15 protein-coding genes are annotated in these 15,349 nt (G+C 72.3%); 7 read left to right on the top strand and 8 right to left on the bottom strand.

Going from position 1 to position 15,349, the window contains the following annotated elements; all coding sequences use genetic code 11:
• Positions 1-200: 200 nt before the first annotated feature.
• Together HHL19_RS00405 and clpS are read right to left on the bottom strand one after the other, a co-directional pair.
• Positions 201-782 carry a DUF2017 domain-containing protein gene (locus tag HHL19_RS00405; RefSeq protein WP_169084371.1) on the bottom strand — a complete coding sequence of 194 codons (582 nt, stop codon included), beginning with the start codon at positions 780-782 and terminating at the stop codon, positions 201-203.
• A complete protein-coding gene (gene clpS / locus HHL19_RS00400; protein ID WP_169084369.1) occupies positions 782-1,087 on the bottom strand; it encodes an ATP-dependent Clp protease adapter ClpS in 306 nt (101 codons plus the stop codon). Before clpS ends, HHL19_RS00405 begins: the two co-directional genes overlap by 1 nt.
• A gap of 97 nt (positions 1,088-1,184) precedes the next feature.
• Here clpS and HHL19_RS00395 point away from each other — a divergent pair, with 97 nt between their 5' ends.
• Together HHL19_RS00395 and HHL19_RS00390 are read left to right on the top strand one after the other, a co-directional pair.
• Positions 1,185-2,513, top strand: a complete 1,329-nt coding sequence (locus HHL19_RS00395) for a nicotinate phosphoribosyltransferase (protein ID WP_169084367.1) — start codon at positions 1,185-1,187, stop codon at positions 2,511-2,513.
• Between the two features lie 196 nt (positions 2,514-2,709).
• Complete coding sequence (locus tag HHL19_RS00390; protein WP_169084365.1) at positions 2,710-3,309, top strand: nicotinamidase; 600 nt, start codon at positions 2,710-2,712, stop codon at positions 3,307-3,309.
• A 30-nt stretch (positions 3,310-3,339) separates the two neighbouring features.
• On the opposite strand, the gene HHL19_RS00385 is transcribed toward HHL19_RS00390, so the two are convergent.
• Positions 3,340-3,651: a hypothetical protein gene (locus HHL19_RS00385; RefSeq protein WP_169084363.1), complete on the bottom strand. Its 312-nt coding sequence runs from the start codon at positions 3,649-3,651 to the stop codon at positions 3,340-3,342.
• Positions 3,652-3,796: 145 nt separating this feature from the next.
• Positions 3,797-6,235, bottom strand: coding sequence for an immune inhibitor A domain-containing protein (locus HHL19_RS00380; protein WP_169084361.1), 2,439 nt, complete (start codon positions 6,233-6,235; stop codon positions 3,797-3,799).
• A 346-nt stretch (positions 6,236-6,581) separates the two neighbouring features.
• On the opposite strand from HHL19_RS00380, the gene HHL19_RS00375 reads away from it, so the two are divergent.
• The gene (locus HHL19_RS00375; RefSeq protein WP_169084359.1) at positions 6,582-6,860 is read left to right on the top strand and encodes a hypothetical protein; all 279 of its coding nucleotides are present in this window, start codon (positions 6,582-6,584) and stop codon (positions 6,858-6,860) included.
• A gap of 33 nt (positions 6,861-6,893) precedes the next feature.
• Here HHL19_RS00375 and HHL19_RS00370 read toward each other — a convergent pair whose 3' ends face one another.
• Complete coding sequence (locus tag HHL19_RS00370; protein ID WP_169084357.1) at positions 6,894-7,562, bottom strand: RDD family protein; 669 nt, start codon at positions 7,560-7,562, stop codon at positions 6,894-6,896.
• A gap of 76 nt (positions 7,563-7,638) precedes the next feature.
• Complete coding sequence (locus HHL19_RS00365) at positions 7,639-8,946, bottom strand: RDD family protein (protein WP_169084355.1); 1,308 nt, start codon at positions 8,944-8,946, stop codon at positions 7,639-7,641.
• 284 nt (positions 8,947-9,230) lie between these two features.
• On the opposite strand from HHL19_RS00365, the gene HHL19_RS00360 reads away from it, so the two are divergent.
• Positions 9,231-9,725, top strand: a complete 495-nt coding sequence (locus HHL19_RS00360) for an SsgA family sporulation/cell division regulator (protein ID WP_169084353.1) — start codon at positions 9,231-9,233, stop codon at positions 9,723-9,725.
• Between the two features lie 16 nt (positions 9,726-9,741).
• Here the strand turns inward: HHL19_RS00360 and HHL19_RS00355 are convergent, their stop codons facing one another.
• Entirely contained in the window at positions 9,742-11,118 is a 1,377-nt protein-coding gene (locus HHL19_RS00355) for an FAD-linked oxidase C-terminal domain-containing protein (RefSeq protein ID WP_169084351.1), read from the bottom strand.
• 98 nt (positions 11,119-11,216) lie between these two features.
• On the opposite strand from HHL19_RS00355, the gene HHL19_RS00350 reads away from it, so the two are divergent.
• A complete protein-coding gene (locus HHL19_RS00350) occupies positions 11,217-12,689 on the top strand; it encodes a tetratricopeptide repeat protein (protein WP_169084349.1) in 1,473 nt (490 codons plus the stop codon).
• Positions 12,690-12,754: 65 nt separating this feature from the next.
• On the opposite strand, the gene hppD is transcribed toward HHL19_RS00350, so the two are convergent.
• Positions 12,755-13,900 carry a 4-hydroxyphenylpyruvate dioxygenase gene (gene hppD / locus HHL19_RS00345; protein WP_169084347.1) on the bottom strand — a complete coding sequence of 382 codons (1,146 nt, stop codon included), beginning with the start codon at positions 13,898-13,900 and terminating at the stop codon, positions 12,755-12,757.
• Positions 13,901-14,021: 121 nt separating this feature from the next.
• Between hppD and HHL19_RS00340 the strand changes: the two genes are divergently transcribed.
• Together HHL19_RS00340 and HHL19_RS00335 are read left to right on the top strand one after the other, a co-directional pair.
• Positions 14,022-14,498, top strand: a complete 477-nt coding sequence (locus HHL19_RS00340) for an Lrp/AsnC family transcriptional regulator (RefSeq protein ID WP_043228120.1) — start codon at positions 14,022-14,024, stop codon at positions 14,496-14,498.
• A 125-nt stretch (positions 14,499-14,623) separates the two neighbouring features.
• Complete coding sequence (locus HHL19_RS00335; protein WP_169084345.1) at positions 14,624-15,214, top strand: helix-turn-helix domain-containing protein; 591 nt, start codon at positions 14,624-14,626, stop codon at positions 15,212-15,214.
• Positions 15,215-15,349 lie beyond the last annotated feature (135 nt).

The following is a 15,349-nucleotide window of genomic DNA, read 5'->3' as shown; positions in this document are numbered from 1 at the left end:
GCGCCCTCGGGAACAGGGGTGGCGTGCCCGAGCGGTCGTGAAGATCTATCACGGGGTGAGGGGCGATCGACGGAGAAAAATGTGGCGCACGCCACAAAAAAATGAGAACAAAAGGGATTCAAGATGACGAGGTGCCCGCCCAGGTAACGAGTTCGTTATCCGGATTTGAGCGTCCGCTGAGCGAACACCCCGTGAGTCCGTCAGGACATCAGCGTCTCGACCAACGACTCCTGAAGAGCCCCCAGCCAGAGGTACGCCATCACCATCGGCTTGCGCGGATCGCTGTCCGGCAGCCGGTAGAGCCGCTCGCTCTCCTCGTCCTCGGTGATGTCCAGGCGGGTGGCGATGGTGAGGCGGAGGTCGTTGAGGGTGCCGAGCCAGGCGCGGGACTCGTCCGGGGTCAGCTTCAGGACCGCGGACCCCTCCTGGCCCTCGCCGGCCATCCCGTCCAGGGCGCGCACCACGGCGAGGGCGTCCTCGCGCTTGCGGGCCCGCAGGTCGTTCTCGGTGTAGCGGCGGAAGTCGGCCGCGGCCGCCCGCAGCTCCTCGGTGTCGTCCCCGTACGCGTCGGGGAAGAGCCGGCGCAGGGCGGGGTCGGAGGGCGGTTCGCTGGGGCCCTCGGCGAAGAGGGCGGCGAGCGGGTCGGCGTCCGCGCCGGGCTCGTCGCCCGGTCCGATCAGCTCCAGGAGCTGGACGGCGAGGGAGCGCAGGATGGAGACCTCGACCTCGTCGAGTGCGACGGCCGCTCCGCCGCCGGGCACGGTCTCGAAGTGGCCGGCCATCAGCCGCGGTCCTGGGTGAGGGTCGCCCACAGGCCGTAGCCGTGCATCGCCTGCACGTCCCGTTCCATCTCCTCGCGGGTGCCGCTGGAGACCACCGCGCGGCCCTTGTTGTGCACGTCGAGCATCAGCTTGTGCGCCTTGTCCTTGGAGTAGCCGAAGTACGCCTGGAAGACGTAACTGACATAGCTCATCAGGTTCACCGGGTCGTTGTGCACGAGGGTGACCCAGGGGACGTCGGGCTCGACGACCGCGGAGACCTCCTCGGCCGACTCGGTCCGTTCGATCTCGATAGGCGCGATGCTCACTTACCCCATGCTGCCACCCGAGGCCCCCTGTCGCACAAACGGGCACCGGAACAGGAGTATTCGTCAGACTGACGATTTCTGCGCTAGCATCGTCCCCATGAACGCTGCGGACCTTGGGCTCCCGGTGGACGTGCCGTCGACCGCGCTCTTCACCGACCAGTACGAGCTGACCATGCTCCAGGCGGCCCTCAGGGCCGGCACCGCCGACCGGCACTCCGTCTTCGAGGTGTTCACCCGGCGGCTGCCCGAGGGGCGGCGGTACGGCGTCCTCGCGGGCGTCGGCCGGGTCCTGGACGCCGTCGAGAACTTCCGCTTCGACCCGGCCGTCCTCGGCTTCCTGCGCGAGCGGGAGATCGTCGACGAGCCGACCCTGGAGTGGCTCGCCGGATACCGCTTCTCCGGCGACATCTGGGGCTACCCCGAGGGCGAGGTGTACTTCCCCGGCTCCCCCGTGCTGCGCGTCGAGGGCTCCTTCGCCGAGTGCGTGCTCCTGGAGACGGTCGTCCTCTCGATCCTCAACCACGACTCGGCGATCGCCGCGGCCGCCTCCCGGATGTCGGCCGCGGCCGGCGGACGGCGGCTCATCGAGATGGGCGCCCGCCGCACCCACGAGCTGGCCGCCGTCGCCGCCTCCCGCGCCGCCTACGTCGGCGGCTTCGAGGCCACCTCCGACCTCGCCGCCGGCTTCCGCTACAACATCCCGACCGTCGGCACCTCCGCCCACGCCTTCACCCTGCTGCACGACACCGAGCGGGACGCCTTCCGGGCCCAGGTCGACAGCCTGGGCCGGGGCACCACCCTCCTCGTCGACACCTACGACGTCGCCGAGGCGGTCCGCACCGCCGTCGAGCTCGCCGGCCCCGAGCTCGGAGCCGTCCGCATCGACTCCGGCGACCTGCTGCTCGTCGCCCACCGGGTGCGGGCGCAGCTGGACGATCTTGGCGCCCGGGACACCAAGATCGTGGTCACCTCCGACCTCGACGAGTACGCCATCGCCTCGCTGGCCGCCGCGCCGGTGGACGCGTACGGCGTCGGCACCCAGCTGGTCACCGGCAGCGGCCACCCGACCTGCTCGATGGTCTACAAGTTGGTCGCCCGTGCCGCGTCGGCCGACCCCAAGGCGCCCCTCGTGCCGGTCGCCAAGAAGTCCCTGGGCGGCAAGGCGTCCATCGGCGGCCGCAAGTGGGCCGCGCGCCGCAAGGACGCCCACGGGGTCGCCGAGGCCGAGGTCGTCGGCACCGGTCCCGTCCCGGACGCGCTCGCCGCCGACCAGCTCCTGGTCGAGCTGGTCAAGGGCGGCGAGGTGGTGGGCAGGGAGCCGCTGGAGACCGCCCGCACCCGGCACATCGCGGCCCGCGCCGGGCTGCCGATGTCCGCCGTCCAGCTGTCGCGCGGCGAGCCGGTGCTGCCGACCGAGTACGCGTAGCGGCCGCCCGCCGCGTGCGGCCGGGGCGCCGGACGCGTACATCTGGAGATACGTCCAGAGCCCGGGGCTTCCCCTCCCGGACCTGAGGGGAAGTCTCTAGGCTCGGCCCCACCTTCGAGCCCCACTTCGAGCACCACCTTCGAGCCCCACCTTCGAGCACCGCTCCCACCGCCCCGACCACCCGAGGACACCCGCCATGCACCGCGCATTGATCGTCGTGGACGTACAGAACGACTTCTGCGAGGGCGGCAGCCTCGCGGTGACGGGCGGCGCGGACGTCGCCGCCGCCATCACCGAGCTGGTGGGCGAGGCGGCGGGCTCCGCCTACCGGCACGTGGTCGCCACCCGCGACCACCACATCGACCCGGGAGCGCACTTCGCCCCGGCCGGTGAGGCGCCGGACTACGTCACCTCCTGGCCGCGGCACTGCGTGGCCGGCACCGAGGGCGTCGGCTTCCACCCGAACTTCGCCCCGGCGGTCGCCGGCGGCGCGGTGCAGGCCGTCTTCGACAAGGGCGCCTACGAGGCCGCGTACAGCGGCTTCGAGGGGCGCGACGAGAACGGCGGGACGCTGGCCGGGTGGCTGCGCGAGCGGGAGGTGACCGAGGTCGACGTGGTCGGCATCGCCACCGACCACTGCGTGCGGGCCACCGCCCTGGACGCGGCCCGCGAGGGCTTCCGCACCCGGGTCCTGCTCGACCTCACGGCGGGCGTCGCCCGCGAGACCACCGACCGGGCGCTCGCCGAGCTCCGCGAGGCGGGCGTCGAGCTCACCGGCGAGCCGGTCGTCGCCTGACCCGGATCGGCGCGTCCCGAGGGCCCCGGCTCAGGCCGCCGGGGCCTTCGGCAGCGCCCTGGCCGGGTGCCACAGCTCCTGGGCGACGCCCGGGGTGGACCTCCACAGCAGGCCGTCCGGGTGGTGGAGGACGGCGGTGATCTCGTCCCCGGTCGGCGGCTCGGCGTTCCCCCGCAGATAAACCGACCGCAGGCCCAGGTTTCGCAGCCTGGTCAGGGCGCGGGCGCGGTTCGCGGCGTGGACGAGGAAGCGCACGGTGGCGCCGTCGCCGGCCGGACTGGGCAGTCCTATCGCCACCACCACGCTGCCTCCCGGCAACTTGCAGAACCCGCCACCGGGCATGCGGAACCACTCCCCCGTGAGCCGACTGTCAATAAGAAGTTCCTGAGAACTCGGTCAGCTGCACCTAAACACGATCGGCCGCCGCCCGCTAGAGGGCGACGGCCGATCATGCTTTGACCTGCGGTTATACCGTGAAGCTAGTCGATCACTTGGTCGACGGGCCCACGCGGACCGTGATCGTCTGGCCGTTCCTCGGCTCCTTGACGACCTCGATCTTGGTGTTGGTGTCAGTGACCTTCACGCCGGCGCGCTCGGTCTCCTGGAACCAGTAGGTGCCCTTGCGGTCGTCGAAGACCCGGTTGCCCGGCTGCGAGCCGACCCAGGTGCGCTCACCCTTGAGGTGCAGCGGGAAAGCGTCCGTCCGGTACGTTCCGAAGGGGGAGTCGTACGACTGGACGCGGTTGCGCATCAGGGTGCCGTCGCGGAACTTCAGCGGGGTCGGGTGGGCGTCGATCGGGAGGATCAGACCCTGGCCCGGGTGCTGGGAGGTGTTGTTGTCCTTCTGGGACAGGTCCCACTTCCAGATGAGCAGACCGTTCTGGTACGGGTAGTGCTCGACCCAGCTCGCCTTGTCGCCGGTGAAGCCGAAGTTGTACGGGCCGACCTTGAGGGTGGCGTCGTACGAGACGTACTGGCGGTTCTCGGCGATGTAGTACTGCTCGTACTCCTTGGTGAAGCCCTTGCCCATCCGCGTGAAGCCCTTGGCCGTCCAGCCGTTGTCACCGTTCTCGGCGTCGTCCGAGAAGACGGTGGCACCGTCGGCGGTCAGCGTGATGGCGTCGGCCGCGAAGCCCTTGAGCGCGAGGCCGCCGTCCGTCTGGTAGCGGAAGCGGAGGTCGAACTTCTTGCCCGCGTACGCCGAGAGGTCGTACGCGAGCGACTTGTAGGCGCCGGAGACGCTGGAGAGCGCCGGGGTGCCGGCCGCGTCGCGGTCGATCGGCTTGCCGTCGGCCGTGCCGTCCAGGGCGGTCCAGTTGGCGCCGCCGTCCGTCGACACCTCGGTGTAGAGGTAGTCGTACTCGGCCTCGATGTCGTACCAGCCCTTGAGGTTCAGGGTGGCGGACGACTTGCCGGTGAGGTCGACCGGGCGGGTCAGGGTGTTCTTGAGGTCGTCGCCCATGCCGCTCCACCACTGCGTGGCGCCCTCGGCGGGCTCCACGATGTCGGTGGTGACGGCCTTCTTCGGCAGCTCGACGAGGAGCGCCTGCGGGTTCTTGGTGTTGTACGCGGCCACACCCAGCTTGTGGGTGGACTTCTCGGCGCGCTGCTCGTCGCTCACCTTGGTGTAGTTGAGCCAGCCGAGCTGGAGCTTGTCCCAGGCGTTCATGTCGCCGGGCAGGTCGCCGATGGAGTCCTTGCCCGTGCCCAGCCAGGAGCCGGAGGACATCAGCGTCCAGAAGCCGGTCGAGTTCTCGCCGCCGGCCGTGTCGTAGTGGTCCGGCAGACCGAGGTCGTGACCGTACTCGTGGGCGAAGACGCCGAGGCCGCCGTTCTCGGGCTGCATCGTGTAGTCGCCGACCCAGATGCCGGTGTCGCCGATCGGGGTGCCGCCGGCCTTGTTGCCCTCCGGGCCGGCCTTGCCCGCGCTGGTGCCGTAGGCGTACCAGCGGTGGGCCCACAGGGCGTCGCCGCCCTGGGCGCCGCCGCCGGCCGACTCGTCCTCGCCCGCGTGGACGATCTGGAAGTGGTCGATGTAGCCGTCGGCCTCGTTGAAGTTGCCGTCACCGTCGAAGTCGTAGCGGTCCCACTGGTCGTAGGCGGCCAGCTCGGACTTGATCTCGGCGTCGGTCTTGCCCTTGGCCTTCTGGTCGGCGACCCAGGCGGTGACGCCGTCGCGGACGGTGTCCCACACGTTGGCGCAGTTGCTCTGGCCGCAGTAGTTGGAGCCGTAGCGGGCCTCGTTGTACGGGACCTTGACCCAGTCCGAGACCGCGCCGTCGACCGAGTAGCGGCCGGACGAGGTGCGCTCGTAGTAGGTCTTCAGGGACTGCTTCGGCTGGCCGGTCTTCTTGTCCTTGCCGGTGCCGAAGTACAGGTCCTGGAAGTGCTGCTGGTCGTAGTCGGCCTGCCACGCGGTCGAGTTGTCCTTCGACCGGTCCGGCTCGGCTATCTGGTTGTGCAGCGGGCCGGGCTGGCCGCCGAACTTCGGCTTCAGCTCGTCCGTGTCGTCGTCCTTGCGGTCGACGAGGGTGGTGGTGTCCACCTGGTCGCCGAACTCGACCAGGATGGTGAAGATCTTGTCGGTCTTCTCGCGGCCGAGCTCGACGTACTTCTTCGCGCCCAGCTTCACGACCTTGGAGCCGCCGCGGCGCTCTACCTTGGCGTCTCCGCTGAGCACGGCCTTCAGGGCGGCCTCGCGCTGCTGCGCCTGCTGCTTGCTGAAGGGGCCGTCCAGGTCGTGGTCGACCGTGGTCTTGTCCTGGCCGTGGTCGTGGCCCGGAGCCGGGTCGTGGCGGACGTCCGCCGCCGCGATCCTGCCGTCCTCGTTCGCCCACGCGGTGCTGAAGGTCGAGGCGGTGGCGGCCGTGGCCGCGAGCGCCACGACCACCGCGGACGCCCGAATCGCCCGTCGTCTGTTGGTCACTTGGTGTCGTTCCTCCCCGGCGCCCACGCCCTCGGACCAGGAAGGTGGGGTGTCCGTCCGGGCGGGGTCGCGCGTCACAAGTGACGACATTCGACCGGAGAGAACGCAGAAAAGACAGATCTTGACTTGCACACACCAAGTGCACTATGCGGGTGTCGGAATCCGATATGCGGACGGTCAGGGAGGGAAAAAGTAGCGGAAGTTCACGGTTTGAGGCCCCGTTCGTGCCACCCGTGCGCCCCCCGTGCTCCGGAGACGTGGGTCAGGTCACGCTTACCTGCCACCCCCCGCGGGCATCGAGCGTCGTAGAGTCGTCGACCGGGAGTCCGGAGGGGCGGTATCCGTCATGCAGCGTCCGAACGCAGCGCAGTACGCCTACGGTTCGGCCGTCGTGGTCCTCGCGACCGCCGCGCTCCTGCTCCTGACCGGTGCCACCGGTCCGCCGGCCGTCGCCGCGGCCTGTCTCGCCGGACTGGTGCTCGGCGTGCTCGTGGCGGTGACGATGCCCTCGGCGGCGCGGCCCGTCAAGACCCCCGACGGCACGGCGCCGGTCTCCGGGAACGACGCGGTCCGGGTACCGGCCGCGCAGCTGGGCGCGGGAGCCGATACCCGGACCGGTCGGTGAGTCCGTCCGTTCCGCCGGTGACGAGGACGGCGGCTACTGCGGCACGGTGACGACCACCGTCTTCGCCGCCTTGTCGTGCAGGCCCTGCTTGTAGGGCTTGTCGACCAGGATGAGGATCAGGATGAGCAGCGGCCACAGGCAGGCGCAGCAGATCAGCGCCGGCAGCCAGAGCACGACGGCCCGCAGCAGCGACTGGCTCATCGGGGGCGTGGAGCCGTCGTTGAGCATGGCGACGCGCAGCTTCATCAGCCGCTTGCCGAGGGTCTGCCCGTTCTTCGCCGTGAGCACGGTGTCGTACGTGACGTACGCGACGATCGTCAGGAGCTGGAAGACCAGCTGCCCGCCGCCGGTCCAGGTGGCCTGGAAGTCGTCGCCGTCGACCGTCGCCCGGTCGTAGATGTCGAAGGGGATGCCGATGATCGCGAGCGGCACCGCGATGATCACCCAGTCGACGAGCCGCGCCAGGACCCGGCGCCCGGTCTCGGCGAGCGGCGGCATCCCGGAGAGCGGGTCGGTGCCGCCGTAACCCCCGCCGTAACCGCCGTACGGGGGTGGCGGCGGGTACGGCGAGTCGTACGGGCTCCCGGGCGGCGGAGGCCCCGGCGGCGGGCCCTGGGGCGGCTCCCTGGGCGGCTCCTGGGGCCGCTTGGCGAACGGGTCGTCGTCGGGGGGCGGGCCGGGCGGCGGCTGGTCGGTGCTCATGGGGGCATCGCATCCCGGCGGCCGGGGGGCCGCAACGGATGGGCCCCCGTTCGGGGGACCGCCGCCCGCCCCCGGGTCAGGCCTTCGCGAGGAAGGTGCCGGCCGCCTTGTCGTGCCAGCACTGGCGCCACGGACGGTCGAAGACGCACCAGACCACGTTGAGGACGCCGATCACCAGCAGGCCCAGGAAGGTGTACAGGAACCAGCGGCGCAGGGACCGCCCGAAGGACGGCGGCTCGTGCGCCTCGATGTCCCTGACCTGGACGCCGCACAGCTTCTTGCCGAGCGTGCGGCCCCACTTGGCGGTGGGCAGCGCCTCGTACAGCACGCCGAGGACGAGGAACAGGCCGAGCGCGATGCCGAACTGGACGGACGTGGTGCCGTCGACCAGCCACACCTGCACGGTGACGCCGGAGCGCTCGGCCGCGTCGATCTTGGCCTGGATGTGGTCCAGGGCGGCGGTGACGAAGGGGAAGCCGGCGCCGGCCGTCATCGCGCCGAGCAGCAGGGTGTCGATCACCCGGGCGAACAGCCGGCGCCCGAGCCCGGCCGGCGGCGCGGAGGACTGCTCCCGGACGGCGGCGAGGAAGGGGTCCTCGACCGGCGGCTTCCACGGGACCACGGGCTGCTGGGGCTGCTGAGGCTGGTGTGCCTGCGGCTGCGGCTGCGGCTGCAACTGCGCCGGCTGGGGGTGGGGGTGGGCCCAGGAGGGCGCGGCGGGCGCGGGCGCGGGAGCCGGTGCGGGAGCCGGGGCCGGTGCCTGCGCCTGTGCCTGTGCCTGCGCCGGGGCCTGTACGGGGGTGGGCTGGGGCTGCGGCTGTACGGGCGCGGGGGCCGGGGCTTCGTGGACGGGCGCCGGGGGCTCGGGGGCCGGGGCCGGGGCCGGGGTGACGGGCATGCCGCCGAGGCGGGCGGGGGCGCTCGGGACGCGGGGGTCGGCGGCGGGCGCCTCGGCCTGCGCGGGGGCGGTCGGCCACTCGACCGGGGAGCGCGGGTCGGGCACGGCGGCCGCGGGGGCCTCCCAGGCGTCCGGCTCCTCGTCGAAGAAGACGGGCCCGGTCTCGTCGACGGCGGCCCGCGCGGGGGCCGCGGCCGCCGGGGCGGGCTCGGGGACGGGCGTCGGGGCGGGCGCCGGGACGGGCTCGGGCGCCGCGGCCCGGTCGGGCACGGCCGGCGCGGGCGCGGGGCTCGGCGCGAGGACCGGCCCGGCCGGCATGGCCGAGGCGGGCGGCACCGGCGCGCCCTCACCGTCCTTGGGGGCGGGCCGGCTCGTGCCGGGCACCCAGGAGCCGCCGTTCCAGTACCGGATGTATCCGGGGATCGACGGGTCCGGGTAGTACCCCGCCTGCGGTACCTCGCCGCCGCCTCCGGGAGGAGTAGCCACTGCCCCGACTCCGTTCAGTCACAACGTTCCGTCACCACACTAAGGAGGCACAGTAACGAAGAACCTCCGCGAGGGAGGAAAGAGCCCGCGAGAAAGCCCGCCTTCACGCGAAGGAGGACGGAATCGCTCACTCCCCGTGAGGTTCGGGCCCGGGACCGGGGTGCCGTGGGAGGTCGGAAAAAAACTTCCCGAAAAAACTTCCCGAAGTCGCGTAATGAACCGCGGGGACCGCGCTCTCTCCAGGTGAAGGCCCGTCCGGGGCCCCCACGCGAGAGGCAGCAGTCATGCGGAACAACACCGAGCACACCACCGTCGAGCGCGAGCTGGAGCTGAAGCTGGTCCTGTCCCCCGAGCGCTCGGTCCCGGTGCCCGCCCGGCTCGCCTACCGCACCGACGACCCGTACGCCGTCCACATGACCTTCCACATCGGCTCCGAGCACCCGGTGAACTGGACCTTCGCCCGCGAGCTGCTCGTCGAGGGCGTCTTCCGGGCCTGCGGCCACGGGGACGTGCGGATCTGGCCGACGAAGGTCGACGGCCGCAGCGTCATCCTGATGGCCCTCTCCTCCCCCGACGGCGACGCGCTCCTGGAGGCCCCGTCGGCGCAGGTGTCCGCCTGGCTGGAGCGGACCCTGCGCACGGTGCCGCCGGGCACGGAGTCGGAGCGGCTCGGCATCGACGACGGGCTCGCGGAGCTGCTCGCGACCACCGTGGTCGGCGACGACCTGTGGCTGCGGGACCCCTGGGGGTCGGACGAGGCGCAGGACGGCGAGCTGTGACGTCGTACCGGCGGGCTCAGAAGAGCTTTCCGGGGTTGAGGAGGCCCAGCGGGTCGAAGACGCGCTTGATCTCCCGCTGGAGTTCGAGGCCGACCGGTCCGAGCTCGCGCGCCAGCCACTCCTTCTTCAGGACGCCGACGCCGTGTTCGCCGGTGATGGTGCCGCCGAGGGAGAGGCCGAGCGCCATGATCGCGTCGAAGGACTCGCGGGCGCGCCGGGACTCGTCCTCGTCGGTGTGGTCGAAGCAGACGACGGGGTGGGTGTTGCCGTCGCCCGCGTGCGCGCAGACGCCGATGGTGAGGGCGTACTTCTCAGCGATGGCGGTGGTGCCGGCGAGCATCTCGGCGAGCCGGGTGCGGGGCACGCAGACGTCGTCGATCATCGTGGCCGGCTTGAGGGTCTCCAGGGCGGTGAGGGAGAGCCGGCGGGCCTGGAGGAGGAGTTCGGACTCGGCGGCGTCGGCGGCGGGGACGACCTCGGTGGCCCCGGCGGCGGTGCAGAGCGCGCCGACGGCGGCGAGGTCGGCGGCCGGGTCCGGGGTGTCGAAGGCGCACAGGAGGAGCGCCTCGGTGGTCTCGGGGAGGCCCATCCGCGCCATCCGGTTGACGGCCTGGACGGTGGTGCGGTCCATGAGTTCGAGGAGCGAGGGGGTGTGGCCGCGCTCCATGATCGCGCAGACGGCGGCGCAGGCGGCGTCCGTGGAGGGGAACTCGGCGGCGAGGGCGAGCTGGGCGGGCGGCCGCGGCTTGAGCGCGAGGACGGCCTTCACGACGACGCCGAGGCTGCCCTCGGAGCCGACGAAGAGCCGGGTGAGGTCGTATCCGGCGACGCCCTTGGCGGTGCGGCGCCCGGTGGTGAGGAGCCGCCCGTCGGCGAGCACGACCTCCAGGCCGAGGACGTACTCGGCGGTGACGCCGTACTTGACGCAGCACAGACCTCCGGAGGCGGTGCCGATGTTGCCGCCGATGGTGCACGACTCCCAACTGGAGGGATCCGGCGGGTAGTACAGGCCGTGTTCGTGCACGGCGCGGGACAGGACCGCGTTGACAAGGCCGGGCTCCACCACGGCGACGCGGTCGACCGGGTCGATCTCCAGGATCCGGTCCATCTTGACGAGGGAGAGCACGACGCAGCCCTCGGAGGCGTTGGCGCCCCCGGAGAGTCCGGTGCGGGCGCCCTGCGGCACGACCGGGACGCGGTGCGCGGTCGCCGTCCGCATGACGTGCTGGACCTGTTCGACGGTGCGCGGCAGCACGACGACGGCGGGGGTGCCGGCCGCGCAGAAGCTCGCCATGTCGTGGGCGTAGGAGGCCGTCACGTCCGGGTCGGTGAGGACGGCGTCGGCGGGGAGCCCGGCGCGGAGGTCCGCGAGGAGCGTCTGGAGATCGTCCATGGTTCCAGCGTGGCACCCGCCGCCAACGGTGTGAACCCGCCGGGACGGGCGGCTCGTGTGCTCTTCGTACGAGCGCGGGCGGGCGCACAGTGAGGCGCATGAGCGCGATGAAGAGCCAGAACGTGTCGCGGGCGGTGCTCGCCTCCGGGGTGGCGGCGGTGCTCGCGGCGACGGCGCTGCTGTACCTGCCGGAGCTGCTCGGCGGGGACGCGCCGCCGCGCCCGCCGGGGCCCGCCGAGCGGGCGGCGAGCGCCGCGCACGCGGGGGCGCCGGCGGCGCTGCCGGACCTCGTGGCGCTGATCGGCGACCGGGAGAAGTGGCTGGCGGAGCACCCGGACGACGCCGCGTCGTGGGCGGTGCTCGGCGCGGCCTACACGGAGCGGGGTGCCCGGCTCGGGGACGTACGGGACCTGCCGAGGGCCGAGCGGGCGCTGAACCGCTCGCTGGCGGAGCTGCCGGCGGGGCGGGGGAACGTGGACGCGCAGCTGGGGCTCGGGGCGCTCGCGGGCGCGCGGGGCGACTGGAAGGGCGCCAAGGAGTGGGGCGAGCGGGCCAGGAAGGCGGCGCCGAAGCGGTGGAACACGTACCCGCTCCTCATCGACGCGTACAGCGGCCTCGGCGACTACCCGGCGGCCCGCAAGGCGATGGAACGGCTGGAGGAGCTGCACGGCGGGGCGGTGGTGCGGGGCCGGGCCGCGCAGAGCTACCGGGACCGGGGCTGGCGGGAGGACGCCGACGCCACGGCACTGGACGCGGCGGCGCTGGCGGCGACGGACGCGGAGAAGGCGGAGGCGTACGCACGCCTCGGGCGCTTCTCGTGGGAGCGGGGCGAGCCGGCCGAGGCCCTGGAGCGGTACGGGACGGCGCTGCGGTTCGTACGGGACCACGGGCCGGCGCTCGCGGGCCGGGCGCGGGCGCTCGCGGCACTCGGCCGGGCCGACGAGGCGCAGCGGGACTGGCGGGCGGCGCTGGCCCGTCAGCCGCTGCCCGAGTACGTCCTGGAGTCCGGGGAGCTGGCGGAGTCGCTGGGCCTGGACGGGGACGCGCGGGCGGCGTACCGGCGGCTGCGGGAGGGGAGTTGGGCGGACCCCGGCGTCGTCCTGGGCCTGCTCGACGCCGACCACGGCGATCCGGCGGCGGCGGTGACCCGGCTGAAGGGCGTCTGGGCGAAGGGCCACCGCTCGGTGGCGGTGGCGGACGCGCTCGGCTGGGCGCTGCACCGGGCGGGCGAGCCGGAGGAGGCGCTGCCGTACGCCCGCGCGGCCACCGACGAGGGGCTGCGGAGCGCCTCGTTCACGTACCACCTGGGCGAGATCGAGCGGGCGCTCGGGCGGACGGGCCAGGCGCGGCGGCACCTGGAGGAGGCGCTGCGGATCCACCCGTCGTTCTCGCCGCTGCACGCGCCGCGCGCGGCGGCGGCGCTGGCGGAGCTGGGCGAGCCGGACCCGGAGGCGGTGCCGAAGGACGCGCTGCCGGCGAAGGAAGCGCTGCGGGTGAAGGAAGCGCGGCCGGTGAAGGACGCGCGGCCGGTGGAGCCCGGGAAACCGATGGAGCCCGGGAAACCGGCGTAGCGTCCGAGGGGTTGACCGCGCGTCCGGGACGGGCCCCGTGCCCCGTCCCGGACGCGCCGGCCGGTCTACAGGTTGCCGCGCTTGTCCTGCTCGCGCTCGATGGCCTCGAAGAGGGCCTTGAAGTTGCCCTTGCCGAAGCCCATGGAGCCGTGGCGCTCGATCATCTCGAAGAAGACGGTCGGGCGGTCCTGGACCGGCTTGGTGAAGATCTGCAGCAGGTAGCCGTCCTCGTCGCGGTCGGCGAGGATCTTCAGCTCGCGCAGCTCGTCGATCGGCACGCGGGTGTCGCCGACCCACTCGCCGAGGGTGTCGTAGTAGGTGTCCGGGACGGACAGGAACTGGACGCCGGCGGCGCGCATCGCGCGCACGGTGGCGACGATGTCGTTGGTGGCGAGGGCGATGTGCTGGACGCCGGGGCCGTTGTAGAACTCGAGGTACTCGTCGATCTGCGACTTCTTCTTCGCGATCGCCGGCTCGTTGATCGGGAACTTCACCTTCTTGGTGCCGTCCGCGACGACCTTCGACATGAGGGCGGAGTACTCGGTGGCGATGTCGTCGCCCACGAACTCCTTCATGTTGGTGAAGCCCATGACGTCGTTGTAGAACGTCACCCACTCGTTCATCCTGCCGAGCTCGACGTTGCCGACGCAGTGGTCGATCGCCTGGAAGGTGCGCTTGGCCGGCGGCTCGACGATCGGGGCGGCGGCGGTGTACCCGGGGAGGTACGGGCCGGTGTAGCCCGAGCGCTCGACGAGGGTGTGGCGGGTCTGGCCGTAGGTGGCGATGGCGGCGAGGACGACGGTGCCGTGCTCGTCCTCGAGCTCGTACGGCTCCACCAGGCCGGTGGCGCCCTGCGCGACGGCGTGGGCGTACGCGGCGCGGGCGTCGGGGACCTCGATGGCCAGGTCGATCACGCCGTCGCCGTGCTCGGCGACGTGCGCGTCGAGGAAGCGGCCCCAGTCGGTGCTCGCCTTGATGACGGAGGTGAACACGAAACGGGCGTTGCCGTTGGTGAGGACGTAACTGGCGGTCTCCCGGCTGCCGTTCTCCGGTCCGGAGTAGGCGACCAGCTTCATGCCGAAGGCGGTGGAGTAGTAGTGCGCGGCCTGCTTGGCGTTGCCCACGGCGAAGACGACCGCGTCCATGCCCTTCACCGGGAAGGGGTCGGCCTCACGCGCGGTGGAAGGGGTGTGGTCAAGGGTCTCAGTCATGGCCTCAGCGTCCCGCCGCCTCGCAAGGTGCGCAATAGTTCGCTGGAGGGCTGGGCAATCTGTACAGCGACCCGGGAGTATGGGCGGGCGACTTGTACATCGTGACCACTCGGAGGGTGTCGTGGCGATCGATCATTTGGACGGCCGGCTGATCGTGCTCCTGGCGCGCGAGCCGCGCATCGGCGTCCTGGAGGCGTCGAGGCGGCTCGGGGTGGCCCGCGGCACCGTCCAGGCGCGCCTCGACCGCCTCCAGGCGAGCGGGGTGATCCGCGGCTTCGGCCCGCAGGTGGACCCGGCGGCGCTGGGCTACCCGGTGACGGCCTTCGCGACGCTGGAGATCAAGCAGGGCCAGGGCGCGGACGTACGGGAGCACCTGGCGACCGTGCCGGAGGTCCTCGAACTGCACACGACGACCGGACACGGGGACATGCTGTGCCGGCTGGTGGCGCGGTCGAACGCGGACCTCCAGCGGGTGATCGACAAGGTGGTCGCCTTCGAGGGGATCGTGCGGGCGTCGACGGCGATCGTGATGGAGAACGCGGTGCCGTTGCGGATCATCCCGCTGGTGGAGCAGGCGGCGGGCGGGGAGCCGGAGTAGTACGCGCGAAGGACTTCTCGACGCGAGCGTGTCGACGCAAGGGAGTTGATGCAAGGGAGTTGACGCAAAGAAGTGGATGCAAAGAAACCCTTGCAAGAGTTTCTTTGCATCCCTACGCTCAGGGCATGCCCGAGCCCGAGAAGGTCCCCCAGCAGCACGTCACCCGGGCGCTCGACCCGCGCTCCCTGCGCGGACTCGCCCACCCCCTCCGCATGCAGCTCCTCCGCACCCTGCGCCACCACGGCCCCGCCACCGCCTCCCGACTCGCCGAACGCCTCGGCGAGTCCAGCGGCGCCACCAGCTACCACCTCCGCCAGCTCGCCGCCCACGGCTTCGTCGAGGACGACCCGAGCCTCGGGAAGGGCCGGGAGCGGTGGTGGAAGGCCGCGCAGCAGGGCGTCAGCTGGGACGAGTCCCTGGTCGGGAACTCCGACCCCGAAGTGCGGGGCGCCGCCGACCTCCTGCTGCACGAGGTCGCCACCAACCACACCCAGGAGCTGTCGACCTGGATCGCCACCCGGCACGAATGGCCCGCCTGGGCCGGAGCGTCCGACATGAGCGACTACACCCTGCGGCTGCCGCCCTCCGCCGCGCGCGAGCTCGGGGAGCGGCTGCACGCACTGATCGACGAGTACCGGGACTCGCCCGAGGCCGACGCGCCGGACGCCGCGCGCGTACGACTCCACCTGCACGCCTTCCCGCAGCACGAGGACTGACCGGGGCGGGGCCGCCGCTCGGGCTCCTCCCCCACGCCCCCAGGCGTGGGGGAGTTCGAGGACGCGGCCGAAGGCCACAGGGGGCCCGGGGCGGAGCCCCGGTTCCGAGGAGGGCCGGGGTGTGGGGCGCAGGCC

The sequence above is a fragment of the Streptomyces sp. R302 genome (genome assembly GCF_012927245.1).
Classification (GTDB): domain Bacteria; phylum Actinomycetota; class Actinomycetes; order Streptomycetales; family Streptomycetaceae; genus Streptomyces.
This window is presented reverse-complemented; position numbering and strand designations above follow the sequence as displayed.